We start from the raw sequence: 16218 nt of genomic DNA on the forward strand, positions 1-16218 counted from the left end.
CGTTAGTGTTGGGTTTATTGCTAGCGTAACGCCATGAGAGTTAAGGTGAATCGATTAAAAATATATCATGCACTCATATGTTATCTTCAAAAAAAGGACGCCCTCGTCATATTGACGAGAGCGTCCTTTTTTCATACAGCCAACTCAAATGGGCGATGCTATTTGAGTTGGCTGTATGGTATATCAACGTAATTGCGTTCGCCTCGGCTTAGATGCCTTGGGAACCTACGTTTTCGATGACTTTATCGATGATACCGTAATCGGCAGCTTCAGCAGCACTCATAAAGTAGTCACGATCTGTATCTTTCTCGATACGTTCCAGCGGTTGGCCTGAACGTTCAGAAATGATACGGTTCAAGGTGTCACGCATTTTCAGGATGCGACGAGCACGGATTTCGATGTCCGAAGCTTGACCTTGAGCACCACCAAGTGGTTGGTGAATCATGATTTCGCTGTTAGGCAATGCAAAACGTTTACCTTTGGCACCCGCGTTCAACAGGAATGCACCCATGGAAGCCGCCATACCTACACAGATGGTAGATACATCCGGTTTGATGAATTGCATTGTATCGTAAATGGCCATACCGGCTGTAATCGATCCGCCTGGGCTATTGATGTATAAGTGAATGTCTTTCTCCGGATCTTCCGCAGCTAGGAACAACATCTGTGCCATGATGGCATTCGCTACAACGTCATTTACTTCACTGCCAAGGAAGATGATACGATCCTTCAGCAATCTGGAATAGATGTCATAGGCGCGCTCACCGCGGTTGCTCTGTTCAACGACCATTGGAATATAACTCACGTGAAAAACCTCCTCGGAAATGTAAATGTTAAATTGGTGTTTATATATAAACTGTTACCGTATTACCCACATCATAAACAATTTCAAACAAAAAGTCAAAGAAAGTCAAACTAAGTTTAAAAAAAAGAAACCTATTCGGTTTCATTGGTTAAAAGGGTTATGAGCTACTAATTAAGAATGGCGCGCCCGCCAAGAATCGAACTTGGATCTCAGGCTTCGGAGGCCTACGTCATATCCATTGGACCACGGGCGCACATTGATATTGCTGCAAATAAAGTTGCACGAAAGCATATAAGAAATATAAGTTTCAGATATGTGACAGCAATAATGATTATAGCTCATGAGTAATTTAATTGCAAGCAGATGCTCGCTGTTTTGGTTTGGATTACTCAGAAATGGATCATGATGAAGATAAGTGGATAAAGAGCGCAAATAGGTAAATGCTAAAAGAGGTTTTGGACATGCCATATGAAAAACAAAAGCGGGCAATATGTAGATGAGATTTTCACTTTCCTTCTATATATGGTATCGAAGAGCTTGTTCTTGATCATGGGAGTTTAACATTGTGAAAATAGGCGCGTACTAACGCCTGAAACGTGTCGAATTAAGGCTTCGAAACACTTGCATGTCGCGTCAGTTTTAGGTAGAATAGACGTGGGACTTAAAAAGTTAACCCGGGACGTTTTAGGGCCATGAAAGAAGCTTGGAACGAGAAGCTTGCGGGAGTGGAAAGCATGCGAACGATTTTAGAAGTGCAAAAGCAGCTTCTGCCTGATCTCATGGATGTCTTGAAGAAGAGGTATACGATTCTGCATCAGATCATGTTATCGGATGTGATCGGACGAAGAACGTTAGCTAATTCCATGCAGATGACCGAGCGGGTTCTGAGGGCTGAGACCGATTTGTTAAAGGCTCAGGGACTTATTGAAATTGACAGTGCAGGGATGAAGATCAGCGAGGCAGGGCATGAATTGCTGCAGCAGTTAGAACCCGTCGCCAAAGAACTGTTTGGATTATCCGAACTGGAAGAGCACATCAAGCAAGCCTACGGTCTGCAAAAGGTAGTTGTGGTTCCCGGTGATTCGGACGTTTCTCCATTTGCCAAACGGGAACTGGGCAGAGCTGGAGCGAAGGCTCTGGGTAATATTATGAGTGACAACGACGTTGTCGCTGTTACTGGTGGTTCAACAACAGCTGGAGTTGCAGAGCAACTGACTCCGCCAACATCGCTGAAAGGTGTCTGGTTCGTACCGGCACGCGGCGGGCTGGGAGAAAGCCTTGAAATTCAAGCCAATACGATTGCATCCACGATGGCAAAGCGGGTAGGAGCCCAATACAAACTCCTGCATGTACCGGATTTGCTTAGTGATCACGCCTACGAATCACTAATCATGGACCCGAGTGTCCAGGAGATTTTGCAGCTGATTAGGCAATCGCGAATCGTCATTCATGGAATCGGTGATGCCGTAGAGATGGCGCGGCGACGCAAGCTTGCACCTGAGATTATAAATGAACTTCAGGAGCAAGGGGCCGTATCTGAATCCTTCGGTTATTACTTTAATGATCAGGGTGAGGTGGTACATACCATGCTTACGCTGGGCATGCGACTTCAGGATATTGAACGGACCGATGTTGTGATTGGGATTGCAGGTGGCAAAAGCAAGGCTGCTGCCATACATTCCGTTCTGCGATTTGGTCAGGAAGATATTCTGATTATTGATGAGGCTGCTGCCGAAGTCATCGTTGCCGAAATGGAATAAGGCTTTATTTTGCACCACAATCATTGTTGTCTTGACGGACTTCACCGTCTGTCTTGAATATATAAGTTTCATAAAAAAAATTAATCAAAACTTGGGAGGAACTTACTCATGATTAAAGTAGGTATTAACGGTTTTGGACGTATTGGACGCTTGGCATTCCGCCGTATTCAAAATGTAGCAGGCATCGAGGTAGTAGCAATCAACGACTTGACTGACGCTAAAATGCTGGCTCATTTGCTCAAATATGATACAACTCAAGGTCGCTTCGATGGCGATGTTGAAGTACACGATGGCTTCTTCAAAGTGAATGGCAAAGAAGTTAAAGTATTGGCTAACCGTAACCCAGAAGAACTTCCTTGGGGCGACCTGGGCGTAGATATCGTTCTGGAATGTACTGGTTTCTTCACAACTAAAGAAGCAGCTGAGAAACACTTGAAAGGCGGAGCTAAGAAAGTTGTTATTTCCGCACCAGCTACTGGCGACATGAAAACCATCGTTTACAACGTAAACCATGAAATCCTCGACGGTACTGAAACTGTAATCTCCGGCGCATCTTGCACAACGAACTGCCTGGCACCTATGGCAAAAACGCTGCAAGACAAATTCGGAATCGTTCAAGGCTTGATGACTACAATTCACGCTTATACTGGCGACCAAAACACGTTGGATGCTCCACACCCTAAAGGTGACTTCCGTCGTGCTCGCGCAGCAGCTGAAAACATCATCCCTAACACAACTGGTGCTGCTAAAGCAATCGGTCTGGTTATTCCAGAACTACAAGGAATCCTCGACGGTGCAGCTCAACGTGTACCAGTAGCTACTGGTTCCCTGACTGAGCTCGTAACTGTTCTGAACAAAAAAGTAACTGCTGAAGAAGTTAACGCAGCTATGAAAGAAGCTTCCGATCCACAAACTTTCGGATACACTGAAGACGAAATCGTATCTTCTGATATCCAAGGTATCACTTTCGGTTCCTTGTTTGATGCAACTCAAACTAAAGTTCTGACTGTTGGCGACCAACAATTGGTTAAAACTGTAGCTTGGTATGACAATGAAATGTCCTACACTGCTCAACTGGTTCGCACTTTGGAGCACTTTGCAAAAATGATCAAGTAATATCTGCAACAACATAGAGCGGAAACAGATGCTATTGTTTCCGCTCTTTATATATCAACATTTTGCAAATTTCTCAAAAACACCAGGATTGACAAGGGATTTTAGCTCTTGATTGATCCACCAAATACATGGGTGCGGAGGAAATACAGATGAACAAAAAAAGTGTACGCGATATCGAATTGACAGGAAAACGGGTATTTGTCCGTGTAGATTTTAATGTGCCGCTCGAAGATGGTAAAATTACAGATGACAAACGTATTCGTGCAACGCTTCCTACGATTAACTTCTTGATCGAAAAAGGCGCTAAAGTCATTTTGGCAAGTCACATGGGTCGTCCAAACGGCGAAGTGGTTGAATCCTTGCGTTTGACTCCAGCAGCTGAGCGTTTGTCTGAATTGCTTGGTAAAACAGTTGTTAAAGCTGACGATTCCGTTGGTGACGCTGTTAAAGCTCAAATCGCTGAACTGAACAACGGCGATGTATTGTTGCTTGAAAACGTTCGTTTCCACGCAGGCGAAGAGAAAAACGATCCGGAATTGGCAAAACAATTTGCTGAACTGGCTGACGTATTTGTTAACGATGCATTCGGCGCGGCTCACAGAGCACACGCATCGACAGAAGGTATCGCTCACCTGTTGCCAGCAGTATCCGGTCTGTTGATGGAGAAAGAACTTGAAGTGTTGGGCAAAGCAATCTCCAACCCTGAGCGTCCTTTCACAGCAATCATCGGTGGGTCCAAAGTTAAGGACAAAATCGATGTAATCGACAACCTGCTGAACATTGCAGACAACGTTATCATCGGTGGCGGTCTGACTTACACGTTCCTCAAAGCACAAGGACATGAAATTGGACAATCCCTGTTGGATGATTCCAAACTGGACGTTGCTCTTGGTTTCATCGAAAAAGCGAAAAAACTGGGCAAAAACTTCTACCTGCCGGTAGATATCGTAGTATCTGACGATTTCAGTGCGAAAGCAAACACACAAATCGTTGACATCGACGGCATCCCAGCAGATTGGGAAGGCATCGACATTGGTCCTAAAACACGTGAGATCTACGCTGACGTGATCAAAAACTCCAAACTGGTTGTATGGAACGGACCAATGGGTGTATTCGAAATCGAACCATTCTCGCATGGTACTCGTGCAGTAGCAGAAGCTTGCGCAGAGACAGAAGCTTACACTGTAATTGGTGGTGGTGACTCCGCAGCAGCAGCTGAGAAGTTCAAATTGGCTGACAAAATGAACCACATCTCTACAGGTGGCGGTGCATCGCTCGAGTTCATGGAAGGTAAAGTACTTCCAGGCGTAGTGGCATTGAACGACAAGTAAGTTTTAGTCTATAGCATGAAGGAGTTGAAACCCATGAGAACACCGATTATCGCAGGTAACTGGAAAATGTTCAAAACGGTTTCCGAATCCAATGACTTCATTCAGGAAGTTAAAGGAAAAGCGGAAGTTGAAGGCGTGGAGACTGTAATCTGCGCACCGTTTACAAATCTGCCATCCCTGGTAGAAGCCGTTAAAGGCACAAACATCAAAATTGGTGCACAAAATCTCCATTTTGAAGACAATGGTGCATTCACAGGTGAAATCAGCGGCGTAATGCTGAAAGACCTGGGTGTGGATTACGTCATTATTGGTCACTCGGAGCGCCGTCAATATTTTGCGGAAACCGATGAGACTGTCAATAAAAAACTGCATGCAGCATTCCGTCACGGATTAACTCCAATCTTCTGCCTTGGTGAAACGCTTGAAGAGCGCGAAGCCAATCAGACGAAAGACGTATGCAAAGTGCAAACAGAAGCGGCTTTGGCAGGTCTGTCCGCAGAGCAAGCGGCACAGGTTGTTATCGCTTATGAGCCAATCTGGGCGATTGGTACTGGCAAATCCTCCACTTCCCAAGATGCGAATGAAGTTATTGCTTACATCCGTACGCTGGTGAAGGATCTGTACAACGACCAGGTTGCTAATGCAGTTCGTATCCAATACGGCGGCAGTGTTAAACCGGAGAACGTAACAGAATACCTCGGACAAAGCGACATCGACGGCGCACTTGTTGGCGGTGCCAGCTTGCAGCCGGCTTCGTTCATCGCGCTTGTTGAGGGGGCGAAGTAATGACAGCTCCAAAACCTGTAGCACTGATCATTATGGATGGCTTTGGTCTTCGGAACACGGTGGAAGGCAACGCAGTAGCGCAAGCCAAAAAACCGAACTATGACCGTTTTATGAGCCAATTCCCACAAACAACCCTCACTGCTTGCGGTGAAGCTGTAGGTTTGCCTGAAGGGCAAATGGGGAACTCCGAGGTAGGTCACCTGAACATTGGTGCCGGCCGGATCGTATACCAGGATTTGACTCGAATCTCCAAGTCGATTCGTGACGGTGAGTTTTATGACAATGAAACACTCGTCAAAGCCGTTCGCGAAGCAAAACAAAGTGGTAAAAAGCTTCATCTGTATGGATTGTTGTCCGATGGCGGCGTACATAGTCACATCGACCACCTGTTCGCTATGCTGGATCTTGCCAAAAAAGAAGGAATGAACGATGTATACATTCATGCCTTCATGGATGGCCGTGATGTTATGCCAGATAGCGGTAGAGAATTCATGCAGAAGCTGATTGCCAAAATTGAAGAAGTCGGTGTAGGACAAATCGCAACGGTTCAAGGTCGCTACTATGCGATGGACCGTGACAAACGTTGGGAACGTGTTGAGAAATCATATCGTGCCATCGTTTATGGTGATGGACCAAAATACACTGACCCACTAAGAGCGGTTGAAGAATCGTATGAAAAATCCGTATTTGACGAATTCGTTGAACCAACGGTTATCGTTAAAGCGGATGGCCAGCCGGTAGGTTTGGTGGAGAGCGGCGATTCCGTCATTTTCCTCAACTTCCGTCCTGACCGTGCAATCCAACTGTCGCAAGTATTCACGAACCAGGATTTTCGTGGTTTCGACCGTGGTCCGAAGTTCCCTGTGGGCTTGCATTTCGTGTGCCTGACGCTGTTCAGCGAGACGGTTGAAGGTTATGTGGCTTACTCGCCGAAGAACCTCGACAACACGCTGGGTGAAGTTTTGGTTCAGAACAACAAGAAGCAGCTGCGTATTGCAGAAACTGAAAAATATCCACACGTTACTTTCTTCTTCAGTGGCGGCCGTGATGTAGAGCTTCCAGGCGAAACACGCGTGCTGATCAACTCACCAAAAGTTGCAACGTATGATCTGCAGCCTGAGATGAGTGCCTATGAAGTGGCTGATGCTTGTGTGCGTGAGATTGAAGCAGATAAACATGATGCCATCATCCTGAACTTTGCCAATCCGGACATGGTTGGACACTCCGGTATGCTGGAGCCTACCATCAAGGCAGTTGAAGTGACAGATGAATGTATGGGACGTGTAGTAGATGCTGTTCTTGCTAAAGGCGGCGTAGTCCTGATTACAGCTGACCACGGTAACGCAGATATGGTGTTCGATGAGAAGGGACGTCCGTTCACAGCTCATACTACGAACCCGGTTCCATTCATCGTTACAGATGCTAATGTTACTCTGCGCGAAGGTGCAATCCTGGCGGATATCGCCCCAACGATTCTTGACCTGATGCAATTGCCTAAACCGGATGAAATGACAGGTACATCTGTCATCGCTACCCGCAAATAATATAATTTTAATAGGTTGTCGAATAAGACCTAAGTTACACCTTAACGAAGCGGGCAGAACCGATCTGGAGAAGCGAAGCGCTCGCCTTTATCCCCTAATTCTCACCTTTTATAAGGAGTTCAAAGAATTTGGGGATAACAGCGATCGAAGGACGGTACTGCACGCGGAGTGGCTTGGTGAAACGTGTTTGTTCTGAACGTATTAAAATAAAATTCCAAATTAAAAGGAGATTATCACTCATGACTATTATTTCTGACGTGTACGCTCGCGAAGTCCTCGACTCCCGCGGTAACCCTACAGTTGAAGTTGAAGTATACCTGGAGTCCGGCGCAATCGGACGCGCTATCGTACCATCCGGTGCATCCACTGGTGCCCACGAAGCGGTTGAGCTTCGCGATGGCGACAAATCCCGTTACCTGGGTAAAGGTGTTCTGCAAGCTGTTAAAAACGTAAACGAAACAATCGCTCCAGAAGTAATCGGTATGGATGCATTGGATCAACTGGGTATCGACAAATTGATGATCACTTTGGATGGTACGCCAAACAAAGGTAAACTGGGTGCTAACGCAATCCTGGCTGTATCCATGGCTGTAGCTCGTGCAGCTGCTGACGCTCTGGACCTGCCATTGTACGTTTACCTGGGCGGATTCAACGCTAAAGTACTTCCAGTACCAATGATGAACATCATCAACGGTGGTGAGCATGCTGACAACAACATCGACGTTCAAGAGTTCATGGTTCTTCCAGTTGGAGCACCAAGCTTCAAAGAAGCTCTTCGCGTAGGCGCAGAAATCTTCCACAACTTGAAATCCGTATTGAGCTCCAAAGGCTTGAACACAGCTGTAGGTGACGAAGGTGGTTTCGCACCGAACCTTGGTTCGAACGAAGAAGCAATCACTACAATCATCGAAGCTATTGAAAAAGCAGGTTACAAACCAGGTGTTGACGTATTCCTGGGTATGGACGTTGCTTCCACTGAGTTCTACAAAGATGGTAAATACACACTTGCTGGCGAAGGTAAATCTTACACTTCTGCTGAGTATGTTGACCTTCTGGCTTCATGGGTTGAGAAATACCCAATCATCACAATCGAAGACGGTATGTCCGAAGATGACTGGGATGGTTGGAAATTGCTCACTGAGAAATTGGGAGACAAAGTACAACTCGTTGGTGATGACCTGTTCGTAACGAACACTGAGCGTCTGGGTAGAGGTATCGACGAAGGTATCGGTAACTCCATCCTGATCAAAGTTAACCAAATCGGTACATTGACTGAAACATTCGATGCAATCGAAATGGCTAAACGTGCAGGATACACTGCTGTAATCTCTCACCGTTCGGGTGAGTCCGAAGACAGCACAATCGCTGACATCGCTGTTGCAACAAACGCGGGTCAAATTAAAACGGGTGCTCCTTCCCGTACAGACCGTATCGCGAAGTACAACCAATTGCTCCGCATCGAGGATCAACTGGGTGAACTGGCTCAATACAATGGTCTTAAAGGTTTCTACAACCTCAAAAAATAAGTTGTCTTACGACAACTCACGGGCAAGCCGGGTAACCGGCTTGTCTTTTTTTTTGCAAAATCTTTTTGGATATCTAGATTATTTGCGAGTTTATAGTATTGATACAAAAAAACTTTATGGACAAAATGAAATAAAATTCCATATATTTGTATATTAGGTTGACATTGTTTTTCATTTGATCTATTATATATTTGTAATAATAATACATTTAAATGGGAGGATTTAGAATGTTTAAAACGAAATTGGTAGCAACTTCATTAGCTTTAGCTATTGGGGTGGTTGGGGTGGGAGGTTCATTGGTTTCAGGAATGGGATTTTTCAATTTTTCTTCATACACTAATAATTTTACACTAACGGTAAGTGCTAGTTTCACTCCATCCGTAGTTACAACAAGCTCTCATGGATTCGGACTGACCCCAGGGAAAAATGTAAAGCAAGCTTATGTATGGCTTAAAGAAGGAAACTATGACTCAGGTCGTGTATATTCTCCTACTGCTAAGAATACATCAGACAGTAATTTATACGAAGCAGTTACTTCCAAAGTGAATAACCCATTCTCAACAGCCACTTCAGGATATGGTTGGATTTACTTCTAAATAGTAAATAAAAATTAATACATAAGCCCCTTCATTGTTTTCAGAAGGGGCTTAACTTATGCTGGAGTGTGACAAAGATGACGTTAATCAAGAGATCAATTTATATTATTATTTATTATATAGCAGTAGGTACATTTACTACCCTTTCGTTTTCTGCTTTACTGACATCTTATGCGAATACTCAGACTCTCCAGAATGGATTGACTCAAGAGAGTATATATTTTTCGATACAGGCAGAGCATGCACCGAGTGTCAAGGTTAATCAGCTTCTGGATGAATTGAAAAAGCAATCAAGTTCTTTTTTGCTATACAAAGATGAGGGGAACAGCTATGCAAAATCAATATATTTGCATAATTATATATTCCCGATGATGACTTCTAGTGAAAGGCAGATTACTTCTATTCCTCCTGGTAATGTTATTCTAGATAAAAGCTTACTCAACAATACTGTTATTCATGAAAATGATTTATTCTTTTTATATAATGGAAAATACTATAAAGTGAAAGATTCCTTTATTTGGATTAATAAATACATTAACATTGACAGCAAATTTTTTGTAGCACTTGAACAGGATCAGATTTCTTCTGGACAATATTCTGTCGATGGTATAAATCTTACTAAATTGGAAGTTGCTCTAAATGAATTGAATCAGAAAACATCTATATCATACTCGATTATCCCAGCTACTCAAAGTTATACAGAACGAATAAGGCTAGCTCTGCAAGATCAGGCTTTCATTGTTATCGTTTTCGCAGTTTCTCTTTTATTGATGCTATTGAGTATATTTGGGACCACGGTGTCATGGATACAATCGAGAAGAGACGAACTACGAACACGTCATCTTGTGGGTGCTACTGCTTCAGATTTGAGAAAGTGGCTTCTTAAAGAATACTGGCCGTTATTGTTATTTAGTTTTACAATTGGATGTGTATTGGCATGGGTAATTGCAAAAATGGAAATATTCAATGCTATCATTAAAGAAGTTTCTGTATGGGGAAGCCTTCTCTCTTTTCTGTTTTGTTTGATAATTGGCACATTAACAGCAATAATTAGCATTTATCGTTATGGATACAAGAATAGAAAGTCAGAATTAGAGGAGGCTCTTCTCCCGTGAATCCATTTCACTTTTCTATACAAGATCTTTGGCGCCACAAAGGAACTTCTGTTATTCTGCTTATAGAAATGGTCATATTACTTATTATTGTCAACCTACTTTTTTGGAGTTTTAATGATATGAATAAAATGGAGCAAGAAATCGAACGTTTGAATAGTCAAAAGGAAGTCTATAGCTTTATTGACTACACCAGCGAAAACCAAATTAAAAAGCTGTTCGCCGATGATACACATTTACAAGACTTACGTAAACTATATGATTCCATATATAAAAATCCAGAAATTGAGGCGTTTCCGCTTTATTCAGCTGATCTCTATACGGCCAAATCTCTGGAAAATGTTGCTACCCTAACTCCAAAGGATATGAACCGAGTGCCATTCATTTACGCGAATCCCTCTTTCTTTAATTATTTCAATCTTGGTATTAAGGAGGGCAGACCATTCGGTGAGATCGATTATACAGAAAAAGAACAAAATATTCCTGTTATTATTGGCAGTGAAATGCAATCTATGTTTAAACTGAATCAAACATTCTCGGATGTATCGGGAAAAAGCTATAACGTAATTGGAGTCCTTGAGGATAACAGTTCATACATTGATATTATGGCAACACGTGATTTTAAAAATTTGGATAGGATGATTATCCTTCCCCAAAATCTAAACTATCTGTCTGAAGTCACCAACCTCGATAGTGTAATTACAAGAGCATATATGGCTACAAAGAATGAAGACTCGCTCGGTAATATCGTAAAACTGGCGGCTGATCTTAATACGTATTCGTTTGCTTACAAAAGTATGAAATATCAATCAGAATTTGTAGCTCAAGACAAAAAAAAGATATTACAAACACAATTGTTATTATCTGGCCTGATATTTATTTTCACCTTTTTAACAGTTACTGTATCTTATTTACAGTTTATTGAGAGGTATACTTATGATTTTGGTGTTCATCTATTATCAGGTGCTTCGATCAAAGATGTGATGATCAGGATTGGTGGACAATTTATCATTCTAACTATCATAAGTAATCTCATTGTTAATCTTTTTTTCTCATGGTTCTCTAATCTGTCAATTTCTATCGTGATTAGTTTATTAGTAATGATCATTTTTTTAGTAATTCCTTTGATGAAGTTGAGGTACACACCCATGAATGATATGTTAAGGAGGAAGCAAAAATGAGTGTGATCGAGTTACAGAAAATAAACAAAGTATTTAGCCAGAAGCAAAACCGTTTCCATGCTCTTTGTGATGTCTCGTTAAGTATTGCTAAAGGAGAAATGGTAGCTATTATGGGAACATCTGGTTCTGGTAAAACAACATTACTTAACATAATAGGATGTGTGGACAAGCCAAGTGAAGGAAGGTACCTTCTGAAAAAACAGGCAATAGAAAAACAATCCCCGAAATTTCTTGCCCAAGTCCGAAACCAAGAATTAGGCTTTGTTATGCAGGATTTCGCTTTAATTGAATATTATTCGGTAAAAAAAAATATTCTCTTGCCTCTACATTATGTAAAGAGTCACAAGCTGAGAAAAAACAGAGAAGCTAAGCTTCCTGAATTACTCGAAAAACTACGCATAGGGCAAAAAATTAATGAACCTGTCATGAATTTATCAGGTGGACAAAAGCAACGTGTAGCGATTGCGAGAGCATTAATTAATAATCCTGAAATTATTTTAGCTGATGAACCAACGGGTGCACTTGATCAGAAAACCTCAACAGAAATTATTGAATTGCTTCAAGTTATTAATCGAGAAGAAGGAAAAACAATAATTTTGGTCACACATGACCCTGACATTGCAGCTTACTGTGACCGAATTATTCGGATTGAAGATGGAAGGATTGTTATAACGTAAGATTCCTAAGTATAATTAAGATTGGCAGTAAATTTTCAGAAACTACATTTAATATTCTAATTATTTTGTATAGCGGATGTACGTAGCTGTCACTACTTGTATCACGTTAATAGCTGTGTTACAATTAAAGTAACTGTTTTTATGGTGAGATGTTATGCCCACATGGGTAGGAGGTGGAAAGAATGGATATTGCTTTGAAATTGCTGCTCGTGGTGTTTTCGATCGGTCTAATCACTGTAGTATTGCTGCAGCACGGGAAAAGCGCTGGTTTGGCGGGTGCCATCTCCGGTGGTGCGGAACATCTTTTCGGTAAAACGAAAGCGCGCGGACTTGATCTTTTCCTGCAACGTGCAACGGTTGTACTGGGTGCAGGATTCTTCATTTTGTCTATCGTAGTTACGGTCTTCTCCAAGTAAGAAATGGAATTCCTTATATAACTCGATAGTTTCGAGCATGACGCTTGAATGATTAACCTTCGTTTCGAGAAGAAACGGAGGTTTTTTAATAAATATATTCATGCCCAGTCTTTTCCAATGACCCACACGATTTTGATCTTCGATTTCTTCTCATTTCCGTTCGGTTACCTTCCTACATATTCGCCCTGTTCTGGGCCGTTTCTTTTCTGTCTATTCGAGAGCAAAAACACATGTAGCATAAATGCTGTTATGTTGCATGAAAGCGCGGTTATTTAAAGGGTCATGCATGCTTAGTTTATTTTGCAGGGTACGGATGCGCCGGATTGAATTCGTGTATACTAGGGTATGAGATAGTGAGGCCTGAGTTAGATGGCTCCTATTGGTAAGGTTTCTGATACATAGAGAGATGAGACAAGATTACACTTTTATGTTTCCCGAGGTGAATATTAATGATAACAGAACAACAATTGCTCGACTTCATGCGGGAAACCGCTTATAAACCGATGACTTATCAGGAACTGGAACAGCACTTCGAGATTGAGGACTCGGCTGATTTCAAAGCCTTTTTGATTATGCTCAATACGCTGGAGGAATCCGGCAAAGTCCTGCTCACCCGCAATAACCGCTATGGCATGCCAGAACGGATGGATTTGGTGCGCGGACGATTGCAGGCTCATGCGAAAGGGTTTGCTTTCCTCATCCCTGAGGACCGGGAGCACCCGGATGTGTACATCCACGCCAATGATATGAAAAGCGCCATGAACGGAGATACGGTGTTTGTTAAAGTGACTTCTCAAGGACCTTCCGGTGGACGTTTGGAGGGTGAGATTGTCCGTATTGTTACACGTGCGGTTACGCAGGTTGTTGGTGTATTCCAAAGCCACGAGGTGTACGGTTTCGTTATACCGGATGATAAGCGGATTAACCGGGATATTTTCATTCCGCGTACGAACTTCCACGGGGCTGTTGATGGGCAAAAAGTTGTTGCAAAAATCGTCAGCTATCCAGAGGGCCGGGCAGCAGCAGAAGGTGAAGTGATCGAGATTCTCGGTCATAAGGATGAACCGGGTATTGATATTTTGTCTGTAATCCGTAAGCACCAGCTGCCAGAAGCCTTCCCGGATGAAGTGGTGGAAGAAGCCGAAAAAGCGCCAGACGCCATTACGGAAGAAGAAATTGTCCAACAGGGTCGCCGCGATTTGCGTGGGCTGAATATCGTTACAATTGATGGCGAAGACGCCAAGGATCTGGATGACGCTGTCAATGTGGAGAAACTGCCTAACGGTAACTATCGTCTGGGCGTTCATATTGCCGATGTAGGTTATTATGTGCGTGAAAACTCCAAGCTCGATCAGGAAGCGTACAACCGCGGATGCAGTGTGTATCTGGTGGACCGGGTTATTCCGATGCTGCCGCAACGTCTGTCCAACGGGATCTGTAGTTTGAATCCACAGGTAGACCGCTTGACCCTGTCTTGTGAGATGGAGTTCAACGATCAGATGAAGGTTGTGAAACACGACATTTTCACAAGTGTTATCAAAACCAAAGAGCGGATGACGTATTCCAACGTTCGCAAAATTCTTGAAGGTGAAGAGCCTGAATTGTTGGAGCGTTACAAGGATCTGGTGGACGATTTCCACTTGATGAAAGAGATTGCTCTGAAGCTTCGTGCGATGCGTATGCGCCGTGGTGCGGTTGACTTTGATTTTGAAGAATCCAAAATCATTGTGGATGAAGAATGCAAACCAGTGGATATCGTGAAACGGGAGCGTTCGATTGCGGAGCAAATCATTGAGGAATTCATGCTGGCAGCCAATGAAACAGTAGCAGAGCATTTCCACTGGTTGAAGGTTCCGTTCATCTATCGTGTGCATGAAGATCCAGATCAGGAAAAACTGCAAAATTTTCTCGCCTTTGCGGCGAATTTCGGACACCACGTCAAGGGACGTGGCAACGCGATTCATCCACGGGCGCTTCAATCCCTGCTTGAGGATATTAACGGAACGAAGGAACAGACGGTTATCAGTACAATGATGCTGCGTTCCATGAAGCAGGCGAAGTATGACTCCGAGATGTCGGGTCACTTTGGTCTGGCAGCAGAGTTCTACAGTCACTTCACATCACCGATCCGTCGTTATCCCGATCTCGTCATTCACCGTGTTATTCGGGAAGTGATTGAGAACAATGGGGCTTTGCCTGAGAACCGTCAGGAGTATTTGGCTGGACGTATGGCCGATATTGCGCAACAGTCCTCGGAACGCGAGCGTGTGGCGGTTGAAGCTGAACGGGATACCGAGAAAATGAAGAAAGCGGAGTACATGCTTGATAAAGTCGGCGAAGAGTTCGAAGGCATGATCAGCAGTGTAACCAGCTTCGGTATGTTCATTGAACTGGAGAATACGGTAGAAGGTCTGATTCGCCTGAGTGCGCTCACGGACGACTATTACCATTTTGACGATCAACATATGGCTCTGATTGGCGAACGTACCTCAAAAGTCTTCCGCATCGGTGATGAAGTGAAGATTCGTGTGGCCCGTGTGAGCATGGAAGAGTACACGATTGACTTTGAAATGGTCGACATGAAGCCTCGCGGCGAACGTCCAGGTGGCTTCAGTGGTGGACGCGGCGGTAAAGGTGGACGTCCTGCTGGTGGCGGAGGACGCGGTGGAGCGAAGAGTGGTTCCGGTGGATTCAGTGGCTCGCGTGGTGGTAAAGCGCCAACTGGTGCTGGAGGCAGCCGTGGTGGCAGATCAGCCGAAGAGAGCAGCAAAGGCGGTCGTGGCAGCCGTAGCGGAGCTCCGAGCACAGCAGGAAGCGCAGGTGGCAAAGTTGGCGGTAAACCGAGAGGTGAGCGTCGTGCTGGAGATGCCGGCGGATCAGTGGGTCGGAACAAGGGTGCGGTAAGCTTTGGTTTTGGCTCAGGCAAAGGCGGATATAGTTCTACAGCGGGTGGCCAGGAAGGCACTTCAACTGGTGGACAAGGGAATGGCTTGAGCAGCAGCAGCAGTCGCGGTGAAGGAAGCTTCAAATCCGGTAAAGGCGGAGGTAAAGGTGGAAAAGGCGGTAGTGGACGCAAAAATACCTCACCTAGCGGTGTGTTTATCGGCGAAGGAGCTACACCAGGCGGTGTTCAGGAAGACGGAGCACCACGTCGTAAGCGCAAGAAGAATAAAGGCGCACCTGCCAACGGAACGGCGGCTTTTGTGCGGAAGAAGAAAAAGTAATCGCGTTTCGCTGAGCATGAAGTGAGTGTAATGAGAAGGGGCGGCGCAGACCGCCTCTTTCTTGATTTTAACAGCGGTCCTTGCTACAATTAAGGTCTGGCATGTGGTACCGAGAGAACTGTGTGGTGCGCTGCTGTAGAGCAT

At 44.0% G+C, this 16218-nt stretch carries 13 protein-coding genes and 1 tRNA gene; 12 read left to right on the plus strand and 2 right to left on the minus strand.

The features are described from left to right. Positions 1-208: 208 nt before the first annotated feature. Together clpP and AMS66_RS22645 are read right to left on the minus strand one after the other, a co-directional pair. The gene (gene clpP / locus AMS66_RS22640) at positions 209-805 is read right to left on the minus strand and encodes an ATP-dependent Clp endopeptidase proteolytic subunit ClpP (protein WP_053782954.1); all 597 of its coding nucleotides are present in this window, start codon (positions 803-805) and stop codon (positions 209-211) included. A gap of 178 nt (positions 806-983) precedes the next feature. Continuing rightward, a tRNA-Arg gene (locus tag AMS66_RS22645) sits at positions 984-1058 on the minus strand. A gap of 481 nt (positions 1059-1539) precedes the next feature. Here AMS66_RS22645 and AMS66_RS22650 point away from each other — a divergent pair. The 12 genes from AMS66_RS22650 to rnr all read left to right on the plus strand — a co-directional run bounded on the left by AMS66_RS22650 (position 1540) and on the right by rnr (position 16074). After that, on the plus strand, positions 1540-2565 hold the full coding sequence (locus AMS66_RS22650; protein ID WP_053783021.1) for a sugar-binding transcriptional regulator: 1026 nt from the start codon (positions 1540-1542) through the stop codon (positions 2563-2565). Between the two features lie 108 nt (positions 2566-2673). Further along, complete coding sequence (gene gap / locus AMS66_RS22655; RefSeq protein WP_053782955.1) at positions 2674-3681, plus strand: type I glyceraldehyde-3-phosphate dehydrogenase; 1008 nt, start codon at positions 2674-2676, stop codon at positions 3679-3681. A 149-nt stretch (positions 3682-3830) separates the two neighbouring features. Then, positions 3831-5012 carry a phosphoglycerate kinase gene (locus AMS66_RS22660; protein ID WP_053782956.1) on the plus strand — a complete coding sequence of 394 codons (1182 nt, stop codon included), beginning with the start codon at positions 3831-3833 and terminating at the stop codon, positions 5010-5012. Positions 5013-5045: 33 nt separating this feature from the next. Beyond that, a complete protein-coding gene (gene tpiA / locus AMS66_RS22665; RefSeq protein WP_053782957.1) occupies positions 5046-5798 on the plus strand; it encodes a triose-phosphate isomerase in 753 nt (250 codons plus the stop codon). Continuing rightward, the gene (gene gpmI, locus AMS66_RS22670; RefSeq protein ID WP_053782958.1) at positions 5798-7342 is read left to right on the plus strand and encodes a 2,3-bisphosphoglycerate-independent phosphoglycerate mutase; all 1545 of its coding nucleotides are present in this window, start codon (positions 5798-5800) and stop codon (positions 7340-7342) included. The genes tpiA and gpmI overlap by 1 nt, the downstream gene beginning before the upstream one ends. Positions 7343-7581: 239 nt before the next feature. Next, positions 7582-8868 (plus strand): phosphopyruvate hydratase, encoded by a 1287-nt coding sequence (gene eno / locus AMS66_RS22675; RefSeq protein WP_053782959.1) that lies wholly within the window; start codon positions 7582-7584, stop codon positions 8866-8868. A gap of 227 nt (positions 8869-9095) precedes the next feature. Continuing rightward, positions 9096-9464 carry a type 2 periplasmic-binding domain-containing protein gene (locus AMS66_RS22680; protein WP_053782960.1) on the plus strand — a complete coding sequence of 123 codons (369 nt, stop codon included), beginning with the start codon at positions 9096-9098 and terminating at the stop codon, positions 9462-9464. Between the two features lie 77 nt (positions 9465-9541). After that, positions 9542-10579 (plus strand): ABC transporter permease, encoded by a 1038-nt coding sequence (locus AMS66_RS22685; RefSeq protein WP_053782961.1) that lies wholly within the window; start codon positions 9542-9544, stop codon positions 10577-10579. Continuing rightward, the gene (locus AMS66_RS22690) at positions 10576-11757 is read left to right on the plus strand and encodes an ABC transporter permease (protein ID WP_053782962.1); all 1182 of its coding nucleotides are present in this window, start codon (positions 10576-10578) and stop codon (positions 11755-11757) included. Before AMS66_RS22685 ends, AMS66_RS22690 begins: the two co-directional genes overlap by 4 nt. Then, positions 11754-12434, plus strand: a complete 681-nt coding sequence (locus tag AMS66_RS22695; RefSeq protein ID WP_053782963.1) for an ABC transporter ATP-binding protein — start codon at positions 11754-11756, stop codon at positions 12432-12434. The genes AMS66_RS22690 and AMS66_RS22695 overlap by 4 nt, the downstream gene beginning before the upstream one ends. Before the next feature lie 182 nt (positions 12435-12616). Continuing rightward, positions 12617-12850, plus strand: a complete 234-nt coding sequence (gene secG, locus AMS66_RS22700; RefSeq protein WP_053782964.1) for a preprotein translocase subunit SecG — start codon at positions 12617-12619, stop codon at positions 12848-12850. Positions 12851-13299: 449 nt separating this feature from the next. After that, positions 13300-16074, plus strand: a complete 2775-nt coding sequence (rnr, locus tag AMS66_RS22705; RefSeq protein ID WP_053782965.1) for a ribonuclease R — start codon at positions 13300-13302, stop codon at positions 16072-16074. Positions 16075-16218 lie beyond the last annotated feature (144 nt).

The sequence above is a fragment of the Paenibacillus xylanivorans genome (assembly GCF_001280595.1).
GTDB lineage: Bacteria > Bacillota > Bacilli > Paenibacillales > Paenibacillaceae > Paenibacillus > Paenibacillus xylanivorans.

What these genes read in the sequence shown, in the direction of transcription:
- rnr (WP_053782965.1), top strand. Translation starts at nt 13,300, where the DNA reads ATGATAACAGAACAACAATTGCTCGACTTCATGCGGGAAACCGCTTAT.
- eno (WP_053782959.1), top strand. Translation starts at nt 7,582, where the DNA reads ATGACTATTATTTCTGACGTGTACGCTCGCGAAGTCCTCGACTCCCGC.
- gap (WP_053782955.1), top strand. Translation starts at nt 2,674, where the DNA reads ATGATTAAAGTAGGTATTAACGGTTTTGGACGTATTGGACGCTTGGCA.
- AMS66_RS22685 (WP_053782961.1), top strand. Translation starts at nt 9,542, where the DNA reads ATGACGTTAATCAAGAGATCAATTTATATTATTATTTATTATATAGCA.
- tpiA (WP_053782957.1), top strand. Translation starts at nt 5,046, where the DNA reads ATGAGAACACCGATTATCGCAGGTAACTGGAAAATGTTCAAAACGGTT.
- AMS66_RS22650 (WP_053783021.1), top strand. Translation starts at nt 1,540, where the DNA reads ATGCGAACGATTTTAGAAGTGCAAAAGCAGCTTCTGCCTGATCTCATG.
- secG (WP_053782964.1), top strand. Translation starts at nt 12,617, where the DNA reads ATGGATATTGCTTTGAAATTGCTGCTCGTGGTGTTTTCGATCGGTCTA.
- AMS66_RS22695 (WP_053782963.1), top strand. Translation starts at nt 11,754, where the DNA reads ATGAGTGTGATCGAGTTACAGAAAATAAACAAAGTATTTAGCCAGAAG.
- AMS66_RS22660 (WP_053782956.1), top strand. Translation starts at nt 3,831, where the DNA reads ATGAACAAAAAAAGTGTACGCGATATCGAATTGACAGGAAAACGGGTA.
- AMS66_RS22680 (WP_053782960.1), top strand. Translation starts at nt 9,096, where the DNA reads ATGTTTAAAACGAAATTGGTAGCAACTTCATTAGCTTTAGCTATTGGG.
- gpmI (WP_053782958.1), top strand. Translation starts at nt 5,798, where the DNA reads ATGACAGCTCCAAAACCTGTAGCACTGATCATTATGGATGGCTTTGGT.